Origin of the sequence: Tsukamurella hominis, from assembly GCF_965137015.1 — a bacterium.
GTDB lineage: Bacteria > Actinomycetota > Actinomycetes > Mycobacteriales > Mycobacteriaceae > Tsukamurella > Tsukamurella hominis.
This window is the reverse complement of sequence record NZ_CBCRZG010000020.1, coordinates 62,328-77,677: the sequence shown is the minus strand read 5'-3', so window position 1 is coordinate 77,677 and position 15,350 is coordinate 62,328. Positions and strand designations below refer to the sequence as shown.

At 72.4% G+C, this 15,350-nt stretch carries 14 protein-coding genes; 7 read left to right on the top strand and 7 right to left on the bottom strand.

Going from position 1 to position 15,350, the window contains the following annotated elements; all coding sequences use genetic code 11:
• The first annotated feature begins 484 nt into the window (after window positions 1-484).
• From ACM9LD_RS20375 to ACM9LD_RS20365, 3 genes are all read left to right on the top strand, one after another.
• Window positions 485-2,020, top strand: coding sequence for an ATP-binding cassette domain-containing protein (locus ACM9LD_RS20375; RefSeq protein ID WP_415678370.1), 1,536 nt, complete (start codon window positions 485-487; stop codon window positions 2,018-2,020).
• Window positions 2,021-2,124: 104 nt separating this feature from the next.
• The gene (locus ACM9LD_RS20370; protein WP_415678369.1) at window positions 2,125-2,952 is read left to right on the top strand and encodes a Fic family protein; all 828 of its coding nucleotides are present in this window, start codon (window positions 2,125-2,127) and stop codon (window positions 2,950-2,952) included.
• Between the two features lie 41 nt (window positions 2,953-2,993).
• Window positions 2,994-3,566, top strand: a complete 573-nt coding sequence (locus tag ACM9LD_RS20365) for a hypothetical protein (protein ID WP_415678368.1) — start codon at window positions 2,994-2,996, stop codon at window positions 3,564-3,566.
• On the opposite strand, the gene ACM9LD_RS20360 is transcribed toward ACM9LD_RS20365, so the two are convergent.
• Genes ACM9LD_RS20360 through ACM9LD_RS20350 form a run of 3 tightly spaced genes read right to left on the bottom strand, consistent with a single transcriptional unit; the run spans window position 3,567 to window position 6,551 of the window.
• Window positions 3,567-4,724, bottom strand: a complete 1,158-nt coding sequence (locus ACM9LD_RS20360) for a winged helix-turn-helix domain-containing protein (RefSeq protein ID WP_415678367.1) — start codon at window positions 4,722-4,724, stop codon at window positions 3,567-3,569.
• On the bottom strand, window positions 4,721-5,125 hold the full coding sequence (locus ACM9LD_RS20355; RefSeq protein ID WP_415678366.1) for an NUDIX hydrolase: 405 nt from the start codon (window positions 5,123-5,125) through the stop codon (window positions 4,721-4,723). The genes ACM9LD_RS20360 and ACM9LD_RS20355 overlap by 4 nt, the downstream gene beginning before the upstream one ends.
• A 37-nt stretch (window positions 5,126-5,162) precedes the next feature.
• On the bottom strand, window positions 5,163-6,551 hold the full coding sequence (locus tag ACM9LD_RS20350; RefSeq protein ID WP_415678365.1) for an L-serine ammonia-lyase: 1,389 nt from the start codon (window positions 6,549-6,551) through the stop codon (window positions 5,163-5,165).
• A 31-nt stretch (window positions 6,552-6,582) separates the two neighbouring features.
• Between ACM9LD_RS20350 and ACM9LD_RS20345 the strand changes: the two genes are divergently transcribed.
• Entirely contained in the window at window positions 6,583-7,671 is a 1,089-nt protein-coding gene (locus tag ACM9LD_RS20345) for an adenylate/guanylate cyclase domain-containing protein (protein WP_415678364.1), read from the top strand.
• Window position 7,672: 1 nt separating this feature from the next.
• Here ACM9LD_RS20345 and ACM9LD_RS20340 read toward each other — a convergent pair whose 3' ends face one another.
• Together ACM9LD_RS20340 and ACM9LD_RS20335 are read right to left on the bottom strand one after the other, a co-directional pair.
• Window positions 7,673-7,990 (bottom strand): helix-turn-helix domain-containing protein, encoded by a 318-nt coding sequence (locus ACM9LD_RS20340; protein ID WP_259141997.1) that lies wholly within the window; start codon window positions 7,988-7,990, stop codon window positions 7,673-7,675.
• 10 nt (window positions 7,991-8,000) lie between these two features.
• Complete coding sequence (locus tag ACM9LD_RS20335; protein WP_415678363.1) at window positions 8,001-9,401, bottom strand: MFS transporter; 1,401 nt, start codon at window positions 9,399-9,401, stop codon at window positions 8,001-8,003.
• An 86-nt stretch (window positions 9,402-9,487) separates the two neighbouring features.
• Here ACM9LD_RS20335 and ACM9LD_RS20330 point away from each other — a divergent pair, with 86 nt between their 5' ends.
• Window positions 9,488-10,846 carry an MFS transporter gene (locus tag ACM9LD_RS20330; protein ID WP_415678362.1) on the top strand — a complete coding sequence of 453 codons (1,359 nt, stop codon included), beginning with the start codon at window positions 9,488-9,490 and terminating at the stop codon, window positions 10,844-10,846.
• On the opposite strand, the gene ACM9LD_RS20325 is transcribed toward ACM9LD_RS20330, so the two are convergent.
• Entirely contained in the window at window positions 10,833-11,738 is a 906-nt protein-coding gene (locus ACM9LD_RS20325; protein ID WP_224651729.1) for a LysR substrate-binding domain-containing protein, read from the bottom strand. The genes ACM9LD_RS20330 and ACM9LD_RS20325 overlap by 14 nt on opposite strands.
• 82 nt (window positions 11,739-11,820) lie before the next feature.
• Here ACM9LD_RS20325 and ACM9LD_RS20320 point away from each other — a divergent pair, with 82 nt between their 5' ends.
• Window positions 11,821-12,777, top strand: coding sequence for a DMT family transporter (locus ACM9LD_RS20320; protein ID WP_415678361.1), 957 nt, complete (start codon window positions 11,821-11,823; stop codon window positions 12,775-12,777).
• On the opposite strand, the gene ACM9LD_RS20315 is transcribed toward ACM9LD_RS20320, so the two are convergent.
• Window positions 12,680-13,453 carry an alpha/beta fold hydrolase gene (locus ACM9LD_RS20315; protein WP_415678360.1) on the bottom strand — a complete coding sequence of 258 codons (774 nt, stop codon included), beginning with the start codon at window positions 13,451-13,453 and terminating at the stop codon, window positions 12,680-12,682. The genes ACM9LD_RS20320 and ACM9LD_RS20315 overlap by 98 nt on opposite strands.
• A gap of 52 nt (window positions 13,454-13,505) precedes the next feature.
• Between ACM9LD_RS20315 and ACM9LD_RS20310 the strand changes: the two genes are divergently transcribed.
• On the top strand, window positions 13,506-15,263 hold the full coding sequence (locus ACM9LD_RS20310) for a GNAT family N-acetyltransferase (protein WP_415678359.1): 1,758 nt from the start codon (window positions 13,506-13,508) through the stop codon (window positions 15,261-15,263).
• Window positions 15,264-15,350 lie beyond the last annotated feature (87 nt).

Here is a 15,350-nt window from a genome sequence, read left to right as displayed (position 1 = left end):
GCGCGGGTGGGGGAAACGGCGGGGAGATCAACGACGGTCATGGTTCCTCGAAGTGTGTGCGTACGCCGCGACCTCCGGGGCTACCCCGGGCGCTGGCGTGGAATGGAGTTGTCGAACGGATCAGCCCAGATGGAAGGGCCGGCGGAATTGCGAGCGGGAACGCTCAGCAGCAACACATTCGACAGTGCACGCGAACCATGGGGAGACGGCAGCCCAGCGCGACGGTCTCATAACCGACGCGCAGATGGGCCTCAAGACTCCCGGACATGTGTTGAAAGTAGCACCACACACCGCGCGCCGCACAAGCACCACGGGGCGGAGTGGGACGCAGATCACACCGCACTCCCCCGGAAATTCCGGTGCGAAGCGCAAGCACCTTTGTCTACACTCATCGCCATGCTGTCCTGAGACGTCCTCGGCCCTGCCGCACGCCCGGTGTGACCACTCCACCCGTCGCGGCCCCTGACGACCTCAAGGAGCATTCATGGCTACCTCTCTCGCTGTCTCCGCACTCTCCCTCCGCTGGCCCGACGGCACCGTCGTCTTCGACGACCTGAGCTTCACCATCCCCGCCGGACGCGCCGCGCTGGTCGGCGCCAACGGTGCCGGGAAGAGCACCCTGCTGCGCATCCTCGCAGGTCGGATCACCCCGACGGCGGGCTCGGTGAGCGGCACGGGCGTCGTCGGCTACGTGCCGCAGCACCCGCAGGCCCGACCCGAGGACACCCTCGCCGACGCGCTGGGCATCGGCGGCGCCGTCGCCGCGCTGCGCCGCATCGAGGGCGGCTCGGCCGAACCCGAGGACTTCGAGGCCGTCGGCGACGACTGGGACGTCGAGGAGCGCGCGACCGCCGTCCTCGACGGCCTGGGCCTGCGGCTCGGGGCCCTGGACCGCACCGTCGGCACGCTGTCCGGCGGCGAGGCCACCCTGCTCGCCATCGCAGGTCAGCTGCTGCTGCGGCCCGACACCCTGCTCCTCGACGAGCCGACGAACAACCTCGACGAGCGCGCCCGCGGCCTGCTCACCGAGGCGTTGGAGCGGTTCGCCGGCACGGCCGTGGTGGTCAGCCACGACCTCACGCTGCTCGAACGCATGGACTCGACCGTCGAGCTCTATCGCGGGTCCGTCCGGGTGTTCGGCGGGCCCTACTCGCACTACCGCGAGGTGCTCGACGCCGAGCAGGCGGCGGCGGAGCAGGCCGTGACCTCGGCGAAGGTCGATCTCAAGGCGCAACATCGCGACCTGGTGGAGGCGCAGATCAAGCTGGACCGTCGCGCGCGGTTCGCCGCGAAGGCCGAGGCCGAGAAGCGGGTGCCGAAGATCATCGCGGGCCTGCGGAAGAACGCCGCCGAGGTCTCCGCCGGCAAGCACCGCGGCCTGCACGAGGACCGCGTCGACTCCGCGCGCGACGCCCTCGACCAGGCCCGGGAGGGCGTCCGCGACGACCGTTCGGTCCGCATCGCCATGCCCGAGCCCGGGCCTGGCGTGCACCGCCTCCAGCTCGACGACGGTCCGCTGCAGGTCGTGGGTCCGGAGCGGATCGCGCTCGTCGGCCCCAACGGCGCCGGCAAGACGACGGTGCTGCGCCGCGCCATCGCCGCCGCCCGGGCCGCGGAGCCTCCGACGGTGATCGGCTACGTCCCGCAGGACGTCCGCTTCGGGCCCGCGGAGGAGGGCTCGCTGCTCGACGCGGTCCGGGACGCCCATCCCGACCTCGACGCGCAGCACGCGCACGCCGCACTGGCGCGGATGCTGTTCCGGGGGCGGCAGTCGGAGCGGATCGTGAGCACCCTCAGCGGCGGCGAACGCCTGCGGCTCGCCCTGGCGATCGCCCTGCTCGGGGACCCGGCACCGTCGCTGCTGGCGCTGGACGAGCCGACCAACAATCTCGACGTCCCGTCGGTGGAGCTGCTGGTGGAGGCGCTGAAGTCGTGGGAGGGGGCGCTCGTCGTCGTCTCGCACGACCGCGCCTTCCTCGACCTGCTGGATCTGACCCGCGAGGTCGAGATCACCCGCTGAATCCGTCGTGAAACCGGCCGATTCAGGCGTTACGAAGCCCATATCGGCCTCGTACGCCAGGATTCGGCCGGTTTCACGAGCGCCGGTCTCGATAAGCTGCGGGGATGGATCGGGCGACGGTGATGGGGGCGATCGCCAACAGCGTGCTCGAGGGCTGGGCGCCGACGCCCCTGGACACCGAACGGCTGCTCGCGCTGGCGGACGGCGCCGTCACCCTCGACGAGTACGTCGCCGCCGCGATCGACCGCGCGCTCGCCGGCGCCGACATCGGCCCGCCGGACTGCATCGACGTGCCGCTCGACTTCCCGGACACGTTCTATCCGGGCACGCGGATCCTGCGCAACCGCTTCGGGATCCGCGATCCGCACGTGCTGCGGCAGCTGGAGTTCGAGGTCGGGGCCGCCCAGCAGTACGGCATCGAGACCGGGCTCGTCGCGGTGCCCGCCACCTTCGACGGGGCGCATCTGGTGGCGATCCACCGCGCCCTGTTCGGCGCGATCTACCCGTGGGCGGGCGTGTTCCGCCGCTACGACATGGGGCTGCGGGACCAGACCTTCGGGGCGGCGCTGATCGAGCGGTACCTCGCGGACGCGACCGTGATCCTGCAGCTCCCCCACCAGCCCTTCGCGCAGGCCGCGCCTGGCGAGAGCGCGCGGCGGGCCTACGCGCACCGCGCGGCGACGGCGTACGCCTACCTCAACTGCGCCCACCCCTTCCGCGAGGGCAACGGGCGCGCCGCGAAGACGCTGCTGCAGCTCGTCGCCGCGCGGGCCGGATACCGGTTCGACTACGCCGCGGTGACCAAGAAGATGTGGGACGGCGCCTCGCGCCGTTCGGCGCCCGACCCCGGCCACTACCGGCCCGACGCGCACGCCCTGTACCGCGTGTTCGAGGCCATCACCACGACCGCCGAGGTTCACACCGAATACTGATCGACAGATGCACACTGTCGTACTCGACGTAGACTGCTGCTGTGGGGTTCGCATCGCAGAAGGATCGGTTCGCAGCCTGGGGTCTGCTCGCGATCCCGGTGTTCATCGTGGTCGGCATCGTCTATCTGGCGGCCCACCTGCTCGTGTTCGCAGCGTGTCTCGTCGCGATCGATGCTGCTGCGAGTTGGGTGCTCGGCTCGTCTTCCGCCATCCCCTCCGGTTGGTGGACCCTCGCCGTGATCGTGCTCGCGATCGCCGCCACCGTTGGCCTCGCCCGCGGCTACGACCGGGCCGTGATCGCGCTGCGGCGACGACGCGGCGCCCCGACCGACGGAGCGCATGCGACGACGCTCCGCAAGGACATGGGCACGCTCTTCCTCGGCGGCGTCGACTGGGTGAGTCTGTCCTTGAACCTGATCGTCCTGGTCCCCGCGATCGTCGCGGCGGTGTACATCGTGAAGTCGACCGTGGTCCGCTGGATGGACCCGTCACCCTTCGTCGCGAAAGTGCTCGTCGTACTCGTGGCGCTCGTCATCGCGTACCCGCTGCTGCGGCTCGAGGATCGGTTCCGAGCGGCCGCGAAGAAGCGCCGGTCCCGGAACCACACCGAATAGTCAGAGCCGGTAGGACTCCAGGCCCAGCCAAGCGGCCATCTCGGCGACGGTCTGTTCCAGCGCGGCCTCCGACGCGGCGTCACGGCCACCGGGCTCCCACGAGGTCGAGTGGATCAGCAGCTCACCGGCGGCGCGATCCGCCTTCACGTCGCAGCGCGCGACGATCCGGTCGCCGAACAGGAAGGGCAGCACGTAGTAGCCGTGCACCCGCTTCTCCTTGGGCGTGTAGATCTCGATCCGGTAGAAGAAGTCGAACAGCGCCTCGGCGCGCTCGCGCTGCCACACGACGGGGTCGAAGGGCGAGAGCAAGGCCCGAGCCGCGATCGCCCGGGGACGCTTGGCCTCCGCGTGCAGGTAGACGGTTCCGGCCCACCAGTCGGCCTCCACCGGGATCAGTTCGCCTGCGGCCACGAGCTTCTCGATAGCGGGCGCCGCCTGCGCCGTGGACAGCCGGAAGTAGTCCCGCAGGCAGCGCACCGTCCCGATACCGTGCGCCTTCGCCGACTGGCGCAGCAACTCGACGAACGCCTCCTCGTCGGACACCTCGTGCTCGGCGAGCTCCCCCAGCACCGACGCGGTGGGCGCGTACAGCCGCTCGAACTGGCTGGTGCGGCCGGCGCTGGTGACCTCGCCGGCGTGGAAGAGCACCTCCAGCCCCTCCTTCACCGACGACCAGTTCCACCCCCAGTGCGTCTTCTCCACCACCTGCTCGTGCTCCAGGTGCGCCTCGAGCGCGCGGGCGGTGATCGGCGGCAGCTCGGCGAGCGCGCCGCGCAGCCGGTCCAGCTGGCCGGGGTGACGGGCGTCGTAGCTCGCGAACCGCTGCGACACCCGGTCCGCAGTTCGACGGTGCCGCAGCAGCGGCCACGTCTCGGGCGGCACCAGCGAGGCCTCGTGCGCCCACGCCTCGACGAGCCGCCGCGGGTTCTTGTCGCGGGCGCGGTCGAGCAGCGTGGTGTCGTAGTCGCCGAGGCGCGCGAAGGCCGGGAGGTACTGGCTGCGGGCGACCACGTTGACGCTGTCGATCTGGATGAGCTTGAGCCGGTCGATCGTCTTCTGCACCTGCCGCATCGTCGGCGCTGCGGCGCCGACGAAGCCCGGCTCGAAGCCCTGGGCGGCGAGGGCGATCCGGCGCGCCTGGGGCTGGGTGATCCTCATGCGCTGGGGGCGCCCGCCAGCCGCGGGAAGAGGTACTGCTCCAGCATCGGCGCGATGGTGACGTCGCCGTGGTCGGCCGGGTCCAGCCAGCGGGCCTCGGCGATCTCGGCCGCGGCCCGCGGCTCGACGCGCAGCGCGGTAACGAAGACGGTGGACTCGATGTCGGTGTTCGCCTCGTTCGCGGCGGGGCCGCGCCAGGACACCAAGTGGGTGAGGTCCTCGGTCGTCAGCGCGACACCCAGCTCCTCGTCGATCTCGCGGACCGCACAGTCGATCGCGGCCTCCCCCGGCTCCAGCTTGCCGCCGGGCAGCATGAACGCGTCGGTGCCCCGTTTGCGCACCGTGAGCACCCGCCCGGCCTCGTCCCGGAAACACACCGCAGCCACCGTCAGCACGTCCATGCCGCCACCCTAGCGAGGGCGACCGACAGGTTTCGGTTCAGCACTCCGGGACGTTGACGGCGAGGCCGCCGAGGGATGTCTCCTTGTACTTCGACAGCATGTCGGCGCCGGTCTGGCGCATGGTCTCGATGGCCTGATCCAGCGAGACGCGGTGCGTGCCGTCGCCGTGCAGGGCGATGCGGGCGGCGTTGACGGCCTTCACGGAGGCGATGGCGTTGCGCTCGATGCACGGGATCTGCACGAGCCCGCCGATGGGGTCGCAGGTCAGGCCCAGGTTGTGCTCGATGCCGATCTCGGCGGCGTTCTCCACCTGCGCCGGCGTGGCGCCCATGACCTGCGCGAGCGCGCCCGCGGCCATGGAGCACGCGGAGCCCACCTCGCCCTGGCAGCCCACCTCGGCGCCGGAGATCGAGGCCCGTCGCTTGTAGAGCACGGCGATCGCGGCGGCGGTGAGGAGGTAGTCGCACACCGTCTCCTCGCGACGTTCCGCGAGATGCGGCCGGAACTTGAGCGCGTAGTACAGCACCGCCGGCACGATCCCGGCCGCGCCGTTGGTCGGCGCGGTCACGATGCGGCCGCCGCACGCGTTCTCCTCGTTCACGGCCATGGCCGCCACGTTGAGCCAGTCCATCGCGTCGGCACCGTCGGAATCGATGATCCGGCGGTACAGCCCCGGCGCGCGCCGCTTGACCCCCAGTCCGCCGGGGAGCATGCCCTCGGCGCGGAAGCCCCGCTCGATGCACGCCTCCATGACCTCCCAGATGTGCAGCAGCCCGGCACGCACCTCGCGCTCCGCCACGTGCTCGTCCTCGCCCGTACGGGCCCGACGGAGTGCGATTTCGTTCTCCAGCATGAGCTCGGGCACGGTTCGACCGGTGCGCGGGCAGGTCTCCAGCAGCGAAGCAGCGGTGTCGAAGTCGTGGGGAACGCCGGGGCTGCCGGCCAGCGGATTCACCGTCTCGGCACCGGACTCCCGCTCGACGAAGCCGCCGCCCACGGAGTAGTAGACGGCCTCGTGCTCGCCACCGTCGGCGAGCTCGGCGCGGAAGCGGATCCCGTTGGTGTGCCGCGGCAGCACCGTCAGCGGGTGCAGCACGATCTGCTCGGCGCACAGCGGGACCTCGTCGCGCCCGGCGAAGAGCACCGTCCGGGTGGCCTCGATCTCGGCCCCGCGCTTCTCGACGTACTCGGGATCGACGGTCTCCGGCCGGTTGCCCTCGAGCCCCAGGAGCACGGCCACGAAGGTGCCGTGCCCGCGCCCCGTGGCGGCGAGGGAGCCGTACAGGTCGACGTGCACGGCGCGCACCGTCGACGGGAAGGACCGCAGCTCGTCGGCGAAATCCGCACCGGCCCGCATGGGCCCGACGGTGTGCGAACTCGACGGGCCGATGCCCACCGAGAACAGCTCGAACACACTGATCGTCACCCCTCCAGCCTATGCCCCATACAGTGGTCGTATGGGCGACGCCGAAGATCTGGACATCGACGCTCTGCTTCTCCCGGGCGAACGCAAGTACACCTTCCGTGAGCTCGCCGAGCAGGGCGGCATCGACGTGGAGGACCTGCGCGTCTGGTGGACCTCGGCCGGCTTCGCGGACCTGCGCGACGACGACCAGAAGGCCTTCACGCAGGACGACGTGGCCATCGTCCAGGACCTCGCGGACCTGTTCTCCTTCGACGTCGTCGAGCGCGAAGCCGTCGTGCCCGGCGCGCAGTCGCTCGGCCAGGCGATGTACCGCCTCGCCGAGTGGCAGGCGAGCATCGTGAAGATGTATCTCGACAACGCCCGCGACGCCGGGGTGAAGGATCCGTCGGCGGGGGTCGCGCAGGTCATCGACAAGATGGAGAACCTGCAGTCGCACGTGTGGCGGCGGCACCTGTCGACCGCGACGCAGCGGCTCGTGACCCTGGAGGACGCGGACGCGCTGACCGCGCGGATGGCGGTCGGCTTCGCCGACATGGTCGGCTACACCCGGCTGAGCCGCGGCCTCGCCGTCGAGGAGCTGAACACGCTGGTCTCGACGTTCGAGGCGCGGATGCAGGCGGTGATCTACGGCGGCGGCGGGCACATCATCAAGGGGGTCGGCGACGAGGTCATGTTCGCGGCCGACGACCCGTCGGCCGCCGCGCGCATCGCGCTGGAGCTGCAGGCCCCGCACGAGTACCCCGAGCTCGACGTGATCGAGATCGAGTTCCCCCAGCTGCGCGTGGGCCTGGCGTACGGCGAGGTGCTGCAGCGCTACGGCGACCTGTTCGGCAGCGTGGTCAACCTGGCCGCCCGGCTCACCAGCGCGGCCCGGCCCGGCACCGTGCTCATCGACGACAACTTCACCCAGGCCATCGCCGACGATCCGGACCTCGACACCCGCAGCCTGCGCGCCTACCGCGCCCGCGGCTTCCGGGCCGTGCACCCGCACCTGCTGCGCTACAGCAAGGACGCCGTCGCGACGATGGAGGCCGAGGCGGCCGAAGCCGCGGCCCAGGCCGAAGCGGATGCCGAGCCCACCGGGACCGACACGGCGGACCAGCCGGCCGAGAAGAAGTAGCTCAGGCGGCGGCGAGCGCCACCGGGCGCGGGCGCGCGCCGAGCAGCTCGCGGTGCACACCGCCGACGAACTCGATCAGCGAGCCGCCGAGCGCATCGCACACGCTCCCGAGCACCTCCGACGAGGCCTCCTTGCGCCCGCGCTCGACCTCGGAGAGGTACTGCGTGGAGACGCCGGCGTCGCGCGCGACCTCGGCGAGCGTGCGGCCCTGGCGGGTGCGCTCCTGCCGCAGCACGCGGCCGAACACCTCGCGCAGCAGCGGGGGGCGCTCGGCCTCGGCCGAGTCGTGCGTCTCGATGCTCGTCACCCCACTCGTCATACGTCCGACCCTATCCGACGGTGCGCTCACCGGGCGGAGCGTTCACGGTCGGCGAAACCGGCGCGTCGCCGCGGGCCCCCGCGTCGGCGGCCGACGCCGGCCCCACCCCGTCGGGATCCTCATCGAGGTCGTCGACGTCGTCGTCGCGCAGCGGGTGCTCCAGCTCGTCCTGCGGCATCCGCGCGGCGAGGATGGCGATCACCGCGAGCGGGATCGGGATCAGCGCGGCCAGGGCGAAGGTGGCGGTGAGGCCGATCGCCTGGCTCACCGGGCCCGCCAGCGCGAACGACAACGGCATGAACACCAGCGAGACGAAGAAGTCCAGGCTGGAGACGCGTCCCAGCAGCCGCCGCGGCACCCGGCGCTGCAGCAGCGTCCCCCAGATCACCACCGGCGCCTCGAACAGCACGCCCAGCACGAAGCCGGCGATCACCATGGGCCAGACGCTCTCGGCCATGCCGAAGACCAGCATCGGCAGCGAGGCGACGCCCCAGATGCCCATCATCACCGTGAGATACCTACGGGGCATTCGCCGGGCCGCCATGAACAGCGCGCCGGCCACGCCGCCGAAGCCGTAGGCGGCCAGGATCATCGAGTGCTCGCTCGCGGCGCCGTGCGCCTGGTCCTTGATCGCGAAGGGCAGCAGCACGTCGATCGGGCCGACGGTGACCAGCACCATCAGGCTCGCGAAGAGCAGGGTCGCGAGCAGCCAGGGGGTCCGCCGCACGTAGCCGATGCCCTCCCAGAGGTCGCGCAGCGGCGAGCCGGGTTCCTCGGCCTCGTCGTCACCGTCGGGCTCCGGCACCCGGATGCGGACCACCCACAGCGCGGCGAACAGGCAGATCGCGCCGGCCACCAGCAGCGCCGCGCCGGGGTCGGCGACGGCGATGATCCAGGCCGCGACCGCCGGGCCGACGGCCATCGCGGCGGCGGGCCGGACTGCGGACTCATAGCCGTTGACGGCGAGCAGCTCGGCGGCCGGCACCAGCCGGGGCACCAGCGCGGAGTAGGCGGGGAAGTAGAAGCCCGACACCAGGCCCAGAGCGAGGGAGCCGGCCATGAGGATCGGCACGGTGATCGCGTCGGCGACGATCAGCGCGCCGATGCCGCCGATGACCGCGACCTTGAGCAGCTCCAGCACGAACAGGATGCGCTGCTGCGATACCCGGTCCGCGAGCACGCCGCCCGCCAGGGTGGAGACGAGCAGGCCGATGGAGGCGGCGCCCGAGACCAGCGAGACGCTGGTGGCCGAGCCGCCCATGTCGATCACCTGCCACACCACGGAGACCAGCCACATGCCGTCGGTGGTCAGCGCGCAGAGCAGGGTGATGAAGAGGAGGCGGTAGTCCCGGCGCAGCAGCGGCCGCAGCATGCGGGGCACGCGACTGCGGGGGCTGAGGTCGGTATGCACCTTTCCACGATGCCGCTCCGGGCCTTTGCGATCAACCGGTTTTCCCGGTTGACCTCAACCATGGTCGACGTATTAGCGTCCCAGCAATGACCATCGACGAGAGCGTGCGGACCGTCTCCGATCGGGGCCGGCTGCGCTGGTTCCTGATCGGGTCCGTCGCGCTGATCTCCTTCTCCGCCTTCGAGTCCCTGGCCGTGGGCACCGTGCTGCCGCGCGCCGCGGAGGAGTTCGGCGCCACCGCCGAGTACTCCGTGGCGTTCGGCGCCGCCTTCGCCGCGATGATCGTCGCGATCGCCTGGGTGGGGCCGTGGGTGGACCGCAGCGGGGTGAAACCGCCGCTGATCGCGGGCGCGCTGCTGTTCGCGGCGGGCCTGGTGATCGTGGGCGCCGCGCCGGGCATGAGCGTGCTCGCCCTGGGCCGCGGCGTGCAGGGCCTGGGCTCCGGCCTGATCAGCGTGGTGCTCTACGCGATGGTCGGCCGGCTGGTGCCGCCGGAGGGGCGGCCACAGGTCTTCGCCGCGTACTCGACGGCGTGGGTGGTCCCGTCGCTCGTCGGCCCCGCCATCGCGGGCCTCGCGGCCGACACGGTGGGCTGGCGCTGGGTGTTCCTCGGGCTCGCCGGTCCGTCCCTGCTGGCCCTGGTGGCGACGCTGCGGGCCACCGTCGACCTCGACGAATCTCCCTACCGCAACGACGATCCGCCGGACCGCGGGCTGCTGCTGGCCGCGCTGGCGGCGGGCGCGGGCACGGCGGTGGCGCAGTTCGCGGCACCGAAGGGCGGCGCGGTCCTCCTCGCGGTCGCGGCGGCCGGGCTCGCGATCGGGCTCTTCGCCACCCGACGCATGCTGCCCGCGGGCGCGCTGACGGCGCGGCCGGGCATCCCGCGCCTCATGCTCGCGAACCTGCTCATGGCCGGCGCCTTCTTCGCGGCGGAGATCTACGTGCCGCTGTACCTGGTGCACATCGACCGGCTCTCGCCCTTCGCCGCGGGCTCGGTGATGACGGGCGCGGCCCTGCTGTGGGCGCTCGCCTCGCAGGTGCAGGCGCGCATCCCCGCGACGGGCCCGGTGCGCGACCGGCTGCCGCTCATCGGGTCGAGCCTGCTGGTGCTCGCGCTCACGGCGGTCGCCGCGTCCTTCGCGCTCGACGCCCCGTGGCCGGTGATCTTCGCGACCTGGGCGGTCGGCGGTTTCGGCATGGGCCTGACCTATCCGACGCTGTCGATCCTCATGCTCGCGCGCAGCGCCGACGACGAGCAGGGCACCAACTCCAGCGCGCTCAAGCTCTCCGACGCCGTGGGGACCGCGCTCGCGATCGCCTGCGCCGGTGCGGTCTTCGCGCAGGTGCTGGCGTGGGGTCACACCGGGTTCGCGGTCACCCTGCTGGTGCCGCTCACCTCCGGCCTCGCGATGGTGGCGGTCGCCGCGCGGCTCACGGACGACTAGCCGTGGCGGCGGCCTCGCGGAGCAGGTGCATGGCCCTGCGCACCACGGGGTTCCGGCACTCGGAATCCTTGACGTAGGCGACGATGGTGCGCCGCGGCGCCGGGTTGCAGACGTCGACGGCGACGGTGCCGGGCGGCAGCTCGGTGGCGCCCAGCCGCGGCAGGACGGTGACGCCCACGCCCCGCGCGACGAACCGCAGCGCGGACGGGTAGTCGGTGGTCTCGACCACGAAGCGCGGTGTGAAACCGGCTGCGGCGCAGGCGTCGAGCACGGCCTGGCGGCAGGCTCCGCGCCGCACGTCGTTGTCGATCCAGCGCTCGTGTTCGAGCTCGGCCATGTCCACCAGCTCGCGGCCCGCGAACTCGTGGTCGGCGGGCACCACGGCGACGTAGGACTCCACCACGAGGTCCTCGGCGGAGAAGCCCTGCACGGCCGTGGTCTGCCCGTGCTCCTGCCGGACCGCGACGGCGAGATCCGGCCGCCGGGCGGCGATCTCGGTGACCTCGTCCTCGATGCGCAGGCGCAGCCGGGTGTCGGGGAACTCGGCGCTGAGCGTCTGCACCACCGAGGGCATCCAGTGCGTGCCCGCGGTGGCGAAGACGTTCATGGTGATCCGGTTCGCCTTGCCGGCCCGCAGGTCGTCGACGGTGGCGCCGAGGTCGTTGAGGCTGCTGAGCACCCCGTCGGCCTCGGTGGCCAGCACCCGTCCGGCGGGGGTGAGCTCGACGCCCCGGCCGACCCGTTCCAGCAGCTTGAGCCCCGTCTCCCGCTGCAGGGCGGCGACGTGCTGCGAGACCGCCGACGGCGTGTAGCCGAGGCTGGCCGCCGCCGCGGCCACCGAGCCCGTGGCGGCCACGGAGCGGAAGATCATGAGCCGGTGTGCGTCGAGCATGGCGTCCTCCATTCAGTCTTACTGAATGATAATGCAGAAATATGCGCTTGTGCTTACTCCGACGCGGTCGCAGAGTGAAGTCATGACGAAACGACTCCCCGCCCTGGCCCTGGTGGCCGTGATGTTCGCGTGGGCCTCGGCCTTCGTGGTGATCCGCGGGATCGGCCCGCACGTCTCCCCCATCGCCATGGCGGAGGGCCGCCTGCTGGTGGGCGCCGCCGTCCTCGGCGTGATCTGGGGGATGAACGCCCTGTACAACGGCGGTGTCCGGCTCCCCCGCGGCCGGACGCTCGCGCTCACGATCGGCTACGGCGCGCTGTGGTTCGCGTTGTACACCGTGCTGGTCAACGCGGCGGAGCAGCACCTCGACGCCGGCACCACGGCGCTGCTGGTCAACATCGCGCCGATCATCGTCGCGGTGCTGGCCGGCGCCTTCCTACAGGAGGGCTTCCCTCCGCTACTGGTGGTGGGCATCGCGATCAGCTTCGCCGGGGCCGCGATCATCGCCTTCACCGGCGACGGCCGGCGCGACGGCGCCGGCGTCGCCCTGGCGGTCGCGGCCGCCCTGCTCTACGGCATCAGCGTGGTGGCCCAGAAGCTGGTGCTGCGCACCGTCGACCCGCTCACCGCGACCGCGCTCGGCGCGGGCGTCGGCGCGATCGTGCTGCTGCCCTGGGCACCCCGGCTCTTCGACGAGCTCGCGGCCGCCCCGATGTCGAGCACCGTCGGCGTGATCTACCTGGGCCTCGTGCCCACGGCGCTCGCCTTCCTGCTGTGGGCGTACGCGCTCGCGCACACCCCCGCCGGGGTCACGGCCTCGTCCTCCTACGCCGTGCCGGGCCTGTCGATCCTGCTGAGCTGGGCGTTCCTGGCCGAGACGCCCACCGCGTGGGGCCTGCTGGGCGGCGTCCTGTGCCTCGTCGGCGTGGCGGTCTCCCGCCTCAGCCCGCGACGTCCCGGAGCAGGACCGACGGCCACTCCTGCACGTCCTGCGGAGTCCGAGCGATCGACAGCGTCGCCCGCGGGAGCGTCCTGCTGAGCTCCTCGGCCGTCGAGACCGGGTGCGACGGATCGTCGATCCAGGCCAGGACGGTGACCGGCACGTCGATGCGGGCGATCTCCCCGAGCACGGGGAGATCGCTCGCCGCGGCGCCCCGGAAAAGCGAGGGCAGGAGCGCCTCGGGGACGTCGGGGCGCGTCGGCGGGTGTTCGACGGTGGCCGGCGGCGCGACCGCCCCCTCGCCCGCGGCGAGGAACTCCTCCAGCCCGCGCTCCTCGATCAGCGTTGCGGCGGCGCGGTATTCGGCGGCCTTGGCGACGCGCGTCGCCCACGCGGTGGGCGGCACCATGAGCGTGAGCCCGCTGAACCGGCCGGGCTCGCGGACCGCGGCGTGCAGCAGCGTGCCGGTCCCCATCGACGGGCCGACGCCGTGCACCTGTTCCCCGGGGAACCAGTGGTCCAGGAGTCGCAGCAGGTCGTCGGCGAGGTTCGGCCAGCGATAGTCGTCGGGGACGGCGCGGCCCGTGGAGAACCCGTGGCCGCGCGCGTCGTAGCGCAGCAGGCGCGTGCCGCTGAGGCCGCGGCCGAGGTCCAGGTCCAGCACCCGGTCCCGGGCGCGGCTGGAGGTGAGGCCGTGCAGCTGCACGACGGGGCGGCCGTGCTCGTCGCTGTACTCGGCGGCGAGCCGCGCCCCGGGGACGTCGAAGCTGGTCATCCGGCCTTCTCTCGCCGCGCAAAGGGGTCGTCGGAGGGCTAGGGTACCGCCCATGCGCCTGACCAACGTCGCCCACCTGCGCCTGCCCTTCGGCCGGCTGTACGGCTACGACGTCGCGGTGTCGGAGCCGGGGGCGGCGCTGCCGGTGTCCTTCGACCAGGCACGGCACGTGGGCGGCGGGGACCGGCCCGGGTCGTGGATGGCGCTGTCCTTCCGGCTCCCCGACCCGGTGCCGCGCGAGCAGCTCGCCGCCGCCTGGCTGGCGGTGATCGCCCGGCACGGCACGCTGCGGACCGCTTTCCTCCCCGGACCCGACGGGCCCGCCCTGCACGAGATCTCGGTCCGGCCGGGGAATTGGGTGGAGCACGCGATCGGCCCGGGTCAGGCCGTCAACGACGCCCTGCGGGACGTGCTCGACGACGCCTGTTCCCCGTATCGCCGTCCGGCGCACCGGCTCTGCGTCCTCGAGACCGCCGCCGGGCCGACGGTGATCGTGGCCGCCGACCACTCGCACACCGACATGTGGTCGATGCTCGTGATCGCGCGCGATCTGCTCGCCGCGCTCGAGGACGTCCGGGCGGACCGGGCACCGTCGACGGAGGCGGTCCCGCCGTTCGTCGACCACACCCGGGCCCTGGCGGACCGCCCTTCCGCGCCCGGCGACGTGCGACGCCGCTGGGCCGAGATCATCACCGCCAGCGGCGGAGTCATGCCCCTGTTCCCCCTGCCGCTGGGCACCCCCGAGGCGCACCGCGAGCGCGTGGAGGTCCGCGACGTCTTCGGCACCGACGAGGTCGCCGCGTTCGCCGCGGCGGCCCGGGAGGCGGGCGTCTCCACCCTCTCAGCGACGGTGGCGGCGCTGACCCGCGTGACCCTGGACCTCGCCGGGGCTCCGCTGCGCGCCGTGTTCCCCGTGCACAGCCGCTACGACGAGACGTGGCACGACTCGGTGGGCTGGTTCATCACCAACTCGGTCATCGACTCCCCGTCCGCGGAGCCGGCCGCCGCGGCCGGGGCGGTGAAGGAGGCGGTGCGGCTCGGATCGTGGCCGCTCGCCGACGTGCTCGAGCAGTGGGGCGGGATGCCGGAGGCGCCGGGCATGTTCGCGATCTCGTGGCTGGACCTGCGGCGGCTGCCGGTCCGGGTGGACGCGACTCGGCTCGACGCGCAATACGTCGGCGCCACCATCCGCACCGACGGGGTGATGCTCTGGTTCATCCTCGACGAGGCGGGGCTGCACCTGCGCTGCCGCTACCCCGACACCCTCGAGGCGCGCGCGAACGTCGGGGCCTGGCTCGACGGGGTGGTCCGCGAGCTGCAGGCCCGCGCCTCCGTCGGCGGAGTGCTCCGCGGCGTCGGCGGCACCTACCGGATCGAGCGCGCGCGCCGCGATGACGTGCCCGCGATCGTCGCGCTGCTCGCCGACGACGAGCTCGGCGCGGCCCGCGAGGTCGGGGACGCCGCCGAGTACGACAGCGCCTTCGAGCTGGTCACCCGCGACCGCTCGCAATACCTCGCCGTGATCCGCGACGCCGCCGGCGACGTCGTGGGGACGATGCACCTCACAGTGATCCCGGGGCTGTCCCGCAGCGGCTCGACGCGGCTGCAGATCGAGGGGGTCCGGGTCGCGCGCGGCCACCGGTCGCAGGGGCTGGGCACCGCGATGATCGAGTGGGCGCACCACCACGGCCGCACGCACGGCGCCGTGCTCTCGCAGCTCACCACGGATGCCTCCCGCGACCGGGCGCGCGCCTTCTACACCCGGCTCGGGTACCGCTCCGAACACGTCGGGCTCAAGCGCACGCTCTGACCCGCGCGCCGGACCCTGATGACAGTTGCTGACATCAGGCGTATCGTCGGTGATGTCAGTAGCTGCCATCACTTCTTTCAGGAGGCT

Bases quoted from the DNA above. Each gene is read 5' to 3' on its own strand.
- ACM9LD_RS20355 (WP_415678366.1), bottom strand. From the start codon at position 5,125: ATGGACGTGCTGACGGTGGCTGCGGTGTGTTTCCGGGACGAGGCCGGG.
- ACM9LD_RS20370 (WP_415678369.1), top strand. From the start codon at position 2,125: ATGGATCGGGCGACGGTGATGGGGGCGATCGCCAACAGCGTGCTCGAG.
- ACM9LD_RS20325 (WP_224651729.1), bottom strand. From the start codon at position 11,738: ATGCTCGACGCACACCGGCTCATGATCTTCCGCTCCGTGGCCGCCACG.
- ACM9LD_RS20320 (WP_415678361.1), top strand. From the start codon at position 11,821: ATGACGAAACGACTCCCCGCCCTGGCCCTGGTGGCCGTGATGTTCGCG.
- ACM9LD_RS20315 (WP_415678360.1), bottom strand. From the start codon at position 13,453: ATGACCAGCTTCGACGTCCCCGGGGCGCGGCTCGCCGCCGAGTACAGC.
- ACM9LD_RS20345 (WP_415678364.1), top strand. From the start codon at position 6,583: ATGGGCGACGCCGAAGATCTGGACATCGACGCTCTGCTTCTCCCGGGC.
- ACM9LD_RS20310 (WP_415678359.1), top strand. From the start codon at position 13,506: ATGCGCCTGACCAACGTCGCCCACCTGCGCCTGCCCTTCGGCCGGCTG.
- ACM9LD_RS20340 (WP_259141997.1), bottom strand. From the start codon at position 7,990: ATGACGAGTGGGGTGACGAGCATCGAGACGCACGACTCGGCCGAGGCC.
- ACM9LD_RS20360 (WP_415678367.1), bottom strand. From the start codon at position 4,724: ATGAGGATCACCCAGCCCCAGGCGCGCCGGATCGCCCTCGCCGCCCAG.
- ACM9LD_RS20375 (WP_415678370.1), top strand. From the start codon at position 485: ATGGCTACCTCTCTCGCTGTCTCCGCACTCTCCCTCCGCTGGCCCGAC.
- ACM9LD_RS20330 (WP_415678362.1), top strand. From the start codon at position 9,488: ATGACCATCGACGAGAGCGTGCGGACCGTCTCCGATCGGGGCCGGCTG.